This window comes from Rhodococcus sp. EPR-134 (assembly GCF_001647205.1).
GTDB classification, from domain to species: Bacteria; Actinomycetota; Actinomycetes; order Mycobacteriales; family Mycobacteriaceae; genus Rhodococcus_F; species Rhodococcus_F qingshengii.
The window spans coordinates 1-6209 of the sequence record NZ_LVCT01000491.1 but is presented as its reverse complement, the minus strand read 5'-3'; the positions used below and the strand labels follow the sequence as shown (position 1 = coordinate 6209).

General features: G+C 60.7%; 7 protein-coding genes. 1 reads left to right on the top strand and 6 read right to left on the bottom strand.

The features are described from left to right. The 3 genes from A2J01_RS22605 to A2J01_RS22595 form a co-directional block, all read right to left on the bottom strand. The coding region (locus A2J01_RS22605) for an AMP-binding protein (RefSeq protein ID WP_156519365.1) at window positions 1-926 on the bottom strand (926 nt) is incomplete at its 3' end. Window positions 927-940: 14 nt separating this feature from the next. Continuing rightward, on the bottom strand, window positions 941-1819 hold the full coding sequence (locus A2J01_RS22600) for a crotonase/enoyl-CoA hydratase family protein (RefSeq protein WP_223304467.1): 879 nt from the start codon (window positions 1817-1819) through the stop codon (window positions 941-943). Window positions 1820-1864: 45 nt separating this feature from the next. Next, a complete protein-coding gene (locus tag A2J01_RS22595; RefSeq protein ID WP_007730510.1) occupies window positions 1865-2458 on the bottom strand; it encodes a TetR/AcrR family transcriptional regulator in 594 nt (197 codons plus the stop codon). Between the two features lie 124 nt (window positions 2459-2582). Here A2J01_RS22595 and A2J01_RS22590 point away from each other — a divergent pair, with 124 nt between their 5' ends. After that, the gene (locus A2J01_RS22590; protein ID WP_007730507.1) at window positions 2583-3236 is read left to right on the top strand and encodes a nucleoside/nucleotide kinase family protein; all 654 of its coding nucleotides are present in this window, start codon (window positions 2583-2585) and stop codon (window positions 3234-3236) included. A 375-nt stretch (window positions 3237-3611) separates the two neighbouring features. On the opposite strand, the gene A2J01_RS22580 is transcribed toward A2J01_RS22590, so the two are convergent. From A2J01_RS22580 to A2J01_RS22570, 3 genes are all read right to left on the bottom strand, one after another. Further along, a complete protein-coding gene (locus tag A2J01_RS22580; protein ID WP_064075032.1) occupies window positions 3612-5057 on the bottom strand; it encodes an aminobutyraldehyde dehydrogenase in 1446 nt (481 codons plus the stop codon). Continuing rightward, window positions 5054-5416 carry a cupin domain-containing protein gene (locus A2J01_RS22575; RefSeq protein ID WP_007730501.1) on the bottom strand — a complete coding sequence of 121 codons (363 nt, stop codon included), beginning with the start codon at window positions 5414-5416 and terminating at the stop codon, window positions 5054-5056. The genes A2J01_RS22580 and A2J01_RS22575 overlap by 4 nt, the downstream gene beginning before the upstream one ends. 1 nt (window position 5417) lies before the next feature. Next, window positions 5418-6209 (bottom strand): N,N-dimethylformamidase beta subunit family domain-containing protein (locus A2J01_RS22570; RefSeq protein ID WP_331715334.1); only part of this gene is annotated, 792 nt, incomplete at its 5' end.

Sequence of the window (6209 nt, the reverse complement as noted above, 5' to 3'; positions counted from 1 at the left end):
ACCACCGAACAGGCCGAGAAGTCGCGGCTCGCGAAGCTGGCGTCGTTGATCATCGCGATCAGCATCGTCGGCACTCCACTGATCACGTCAGCGTGAAAGCGTTCCGCCGCATCGAGAACCGCAGTCGGATCGAAGTACTGGATCAGGCCGATGGACATTCTTCGCTGCGCGGCGCCGAGAACCAGGATGCCGCACCCGGCGGTGTGGAACAGCGGCATGGCCGACACAACCGAACCCCGCTCAGGGAATCGGCCTCTCCGACTCACGAAATCGGCATTGTTGACCAATCCTCGGTGATGCAACAGAGCACCTTTGGGAACCCCGGTGGTTCCCGACGTGTACTGGATCTGCGCATTGCCGTCAGGCGAGACTTCGGGCAGAGCGCCCCGCTCGCCCGCCCAACCTCGAACCTGGCGATCCCACTCCTCGAAGTTGACTGCGAGAACTTCTTCTCCCGAAATCGAAATCGCCTCGGATGCAACCGCTGCCATATCGCCACCGCGGAACTTTCCGGTGTGGAAGAGCCCCCGAGACTGGGACTGCGACAGGACGTACGCGAGTTCCTCCGCACCCAACGCCGGATTGGCGGTCACCAGAACCATCCCGGCGAGCGCGGCGCCGTATTGCAGAATCATCCATTCCGGAACGTTCGGAGCCCAGACAGTGATCCGATCTCCACAGTCGAACCGAGACAAGAGGTAGTGCGCACACCCCTCTGCTTCGTCGAGAAGCTCCGCGAAGGTCCACGTGCGATCGGTTTCAGCCGCCCCGGAAAGCGAATGCGATTGCGTCGGAACCACTTCTCTGATTGCAATCAGATTCGGCGAGTCCGCGGCGCACTCTCGCAGCAGCCCACCCACCGTTTGCTCCTCTATCGGGTCAGACACGTCAGCGGGGAAGTACGACGTTTCGAGAACACTGCTCATCTCACATCCACTTTCTATCGAGGAGGGGTGTCGGACGCGGGGAGCGGCCCGCCTCCGTCTGGAATCTTGCGTCCGGAATCGCGGTACTGAACCGCGGCATGGAATCCGTCGCGCTCGGCAAAATCCTTGAACCAGCGCCCCTCCGGGGAGTGACGCGTAATTCCGTCGAACAGGGTTGCCAGTACCTGGGTGCCTTGCAATCCCATGTTGTCGTACGCCTGGTTGATCATCATCTTCTGCATGGCCAACTGATTGAGCGGAACACCGGCGATGCGATCCGCCAACGCTTCCACCGCCGAGTCCAATTCGTCGGCCGGCACCGCTTCGAGCGCCAATCCCCAGTCAGCCGCAGTGACACCGTCAATGGTGTCTCCCGTCAACAGCATTCGCTTGGCACGCTGGGCTCCGAGCCGGTACACCCACATCGCCGTCGTCGGGCAACCCCACACACGCGCAGGCGGGTATCCGATGCGAGCGTCGTCGGCCATGATCAGCATGTCGCAGGACAGCGCGATGTCACTCCCACCGGCAATCGCATATCCCTGAACCTTGCAGATCGTCGGCTTGAGCGATCGCCAGAGCGTGAAGAAGTCGTCGGTGTTCTGCTTCATCCCGCGAAAGTCCTTGATGGGGTCCCAGACCGGGCCCTGGTTCCACTTTCCGTCAAGGTCGCCTTCGGCAAACTTCTTGAGGTCGTACCCGGCACAAAACGCCTTGCCCGCACCTTGCAAGACGATCACACGGACCTCGTCGTCGTCATTGGCTGCTGCCACCGCGTTTCGAATGTCCGACGGCATCCGGTCGTCGATCGCGTTGAGCCGATCGGGACGGTTGAGCGTGATATACGCTTTACCACCGGACGTCTCGTACTTCAGGGTCGCAAAATCCGTCATCATCGGTCCTGTCGACAGAGCGCGCCTCGCTCGGAACGAGTTGCGCTAGTTCTGGGTGAGGAGCAGGCGAACGACGCCTGCCCATTGACTGATCGAACGACGCGCAGACGCGTCGCTCTTCTGCACTGCCCGGGACAGCGCCAAACCACGGAGCATCAGCACCGTCAGATCTGCAATCTGCGAATAGTTCTCGGAAGCAACAATTTCGGGACCGAAAGCGTCGTGGACAACTCGCCGCAGATCCCGTCCGGCGATTCGCTCCGATTCCCGGAGCACCTCGGCCAACACCGGATCCGTCCGCGCTGCGGACCACAGTTCGAGTTCCGCTTGAAATGGCGGCTGAGTCAACGCCGAATACAGAGCGGAGATCGAGTTCTCGATCGTGTCAACCGACGAATCCTGCCGAGACATGGCAGCTCTTACCGCCACCTCGTTCCGTACGACGATGTTCGACACCAACGCCGCAGTGAGCTCCTGCATGTTCGGAAAGTGGTGCAGCAGAGCGCCCCGACTGACTCCGGCAGCGGTTTGCACCGACTGCGCCGTCAGAGATGAATAACCGTCCGCTATCAGTAAATCCGTTGCCGCATCGAGAATCCGGTGGCGCGTCGCTTCGCGCTGCGCATCGCGCAGGGTCACGGTCTCACCTCCAACTTCTCGAGTGGCATGGATCACAGTTTCACAGTCCATTCAGACTGTCAATGGCCGAAAGCCTCCGGCGTACTCTCGATGCACCGGCCCTTCGGACTGATCGGAGCAACACGTGACGACCTCACCGCCGACCGTCTCGCTGACGCTCGACCAACTTGCTTCACGCGCTGCTTCCCTGATCACCGACGACGGTCGGAGAATCCTCGGCATCACGGGCGCACCGGGAGCCGGAAAGTCGACGGTGTCACAGGCAATTGTGCGGAAATTAGGTTCTCGTTGCTCCATCGTCGAGATGGACGGTTTTCATCTTGCCAATCGGGAACTCGACCGACTCGGCAGGCATGAACGCAAAGGCGCACCGGACACCTTCGACGTCGACGGCTACGCGGCTCTACTACGCCGACTCCGAGCCTCGAACTCGACGGTCTATGCTCCGGTCTTCGATCGCGAGTTCGACGAATCAATAGGCAGCACAACGGCTGTCGATCCATGTACACCGCTGATAGTCACCGAGGGGAACTATCTCCTCCTACCCAGTGGTGGATGGCAGGAAGTGCGAGCAGCACTCGACGAGGTCTGGTATCTCGACGTTCCGGAGGAAACTCGGACGAAGCGCTTGGTGAAACGCCACAGCCGCTTCGGAAAGAGTTCCGAAGCGGCTGCAGAGTGGGTGAAACGGGTAGATCAGCCGAACGCCGAGTTGATCAGCGCAGTCAGGCCACGCGCGGATCTGATCGTCAGAATCGAACGGTCCGAGCCTCACTGATGTCAGCTGAAAACCTAAGAACCGCCGCCGGTTCCGAGAAAAGTGGCCAGCCCGGCAACTCCGGCGATTCCGCCGAATATCGCCGCCAATGCACCGGCGACGGTGATAACGCTGTCGAGCGCTTGAGATCGGTGTCGGATGAACCCATGGCAGTCTCCTGGAGTCAGAATTGAAAGTGGGGTTGAATGTGCGCCGAAGTGCGCAATGCTGCACACGTCACTTTACCGGCATTCGCGACCCGAATCAACGAAAATTCTCTCTAAACATGTTGCACTGCAACATATTCAAACAGCAGCTTGCAGGTCCACCGAGGCACGACGACGGCCACCGTCCCGCAGCGCGGGCAGGTGGCCGTCGTTGGATATTGCCGAGGAGTCAGACGCTCGTCACATGCATGACGTGCTTGGCCCTCGTGTACTCCGCCAGTGCGAGCTCCGACAGATCCTTGCCGTAACCCGACCCGGCGAAGCCACCGTGAGGCATCTCAGCGGCGAGCATTCCGTGGGCTCCCACCCAGACGCAGCCGAAGTCCAGTTCGGCCGTCATCCTCATCGCGGTGCCGTGGTCGGACGTCCACACGCTCGACGCGAGAGCGTACTTGGTCCCGTTCGCAAGTTCGATCGCTTCAGCCTCGGTGGAGAACGACTGTACGGTGACAACCGGCCCGAATATCTCTTCCTGGACCAGCTCATCTTCCTGCTGCACCCCGGAAATAACAGTCGGCAGATAGAAAAACCCTGGTCCAGCTGGCTTTCCCCCGCCAATACATACGTTCGTATTTGCTGAGCGTCTCTCTACCAACTCCGCCACTCGATCACGGTGAGCGCGGCTGACCAGGGGGCCGAGACAATCGCCCGATTCCGGTCCGCCCAACCTCAAGTCCGCGGCCGCAGCCGTCAACTTCTCGGTGAACTCCTCCGCAACCTCCTCTTGAACGAGAATCCTCGTCGCAGCGGTGCAATCTTGACCGCTGTTGTAAAAGGCTCCGGCAACAATCCCCGCGACTGCGCCGTCGAGGTCCGCGTCGGCGAAAACAACGGCGGGTGCCTTGCCTCCGAGTTCGAGATGCAACAGCTTGACGTCTTCCGATGCGGCCTTTGCGACCGAAATCCCCGCTCTCGTCGATCCCGTCAGCGCAATCATCCGAGGAACCGGATGAGCGACGAGCGCGGCTCCGGTATCGCGATCGCCGCACACTACGTTCAACACCCCGGGCGGATAGATCTGCGCTGCAAGCACTCCCAGCATCACCGCGGTTTCCGGCGTCTCCTCGGCCGGCTTGAGCACGAGGGTGTTTCCCGTCGCGAGTGCCGGCGCGATCTTCCAGACCGCCATCATCAACGGGTAGTTCCAAGGAGCGATCGCACCGATCACGCCAATGGGTTCACGTCTGACATAAGACGTAGCACCCTCCGTGTACTCCATTGCGGCAACGCCCGGCAGAGAGCGGGCAATACCCGCGAAGTACCGCAGAAAGTCAACACACTGCGGGATCTCGTCGTCTCGCACCTGCCTGAGGGGCTTGCCGGTACTGCGGCATTCGACCTCGAGGAAATATTTCGCGTTTGCTTCCAGCGCGTCCGCGAGGGCCAGCAGCAACTCCTGACGGCGCGCAGGGGTGGACCGGCGCCAGGACCGCGCAGCCTTCTCGGACGAACGGCAGGCTCGGTCGACGTCATCGGCGGAACCGACGGCAGCACGGGCGTATACATTGTCGGTCACCGGATCGACCAGCACGGAAAGTCTACCTGCCGGGCTCTCGCACGTTCCGTTGATCACGTGACCAAACGCTGCGACAGTCATCGAAGTTTCCACCGTCATGAGCGCGATCCGGGGAGCGCGACGAAGAACTTCTTCGACGGCTCAACCGTCTCCCAGGTACCGCGAAACGACTGCGGCACGAAAAATGCTTCCCCAGCGGAGAATTCGCGACGGTTTCCATCGAGGTCGATCAGCGCCACCCGGCCGCTGATCATGATGCAGACCTCGTCGTACGGATACGGGTCGCACAAGAGCGTGCCGGGCTCGCCTTCCCAACCACCGCCGAAGTATTCCCCGTTCGGATCTCCGAATGACCTCCATTCGGATTCCGACCAGTTCGGGCTCGCGTCGTCACCCCACTCCGGGATGAACCGCGTCCCCTGCCCTGGCCCGAACATTCGAATGTCGTTGACACTCATGTCATTTTTCCTTCGTGTTGGAGCTGGAAATTCGTGCAGCAAACAGATTCAGTACGTTTGCAGTTATTCGTTCGGTGAACGGATCGTGATGGATCAGCCCGTTCACCCATTCGGTGGAACCTGCGTTGAACACGGAGCCGAGACCTCGCTTGTGACAGGCGACCATTCCCGATCCGTATTCGAGATCACGAAGGTGATCTGGAGGCTCACTGCCATAGAAGCATTCGATGATTCCCTGCACTTCGGCGAAAGGCGCACCGATCGGAACTTTCCCGTTCCATTTGTCCCGCGAACCCGAAACTGCCGGCGCCATCGCGATGATCTCCAGATCCTCGGGAGCGCCGTCGACGCCGGTCGCATACGGCTGGCCCTTCCGGAACGTGAAATCCACGCCGTCCATCTCGAATCCGGCAACACAGATCGGGGCGATCCCGAAGTTGTCTCCGTAGTACAGGTCGGTTCCGTTCAACGCCCAATGATCCGGCCGGTATACCGTGAAACCGCCCGAAGACCTGGGAGTTGTTGCACCGTAACGATTGTAGACACCGGCCATGCCGGTCAATCCCATCGTCCACGCCCCCGGTCGGGCAACCTCGGGCGAATCCCACGCCGTCGTCACCCGGGTCGGGTCGACTTCTCGCATCGGATCGTCGAATGGATTCTTGTAACAGACTTGTGCGTCGTTTTCGAGGCGTACCTGCCACAGGAAGTTCCCGCCGAATCGCGCCAGACCACCACCCTCTTCGACGAAATCATCTATGCGGTCACGCATCTCCCAGGACCAGTACTCGTC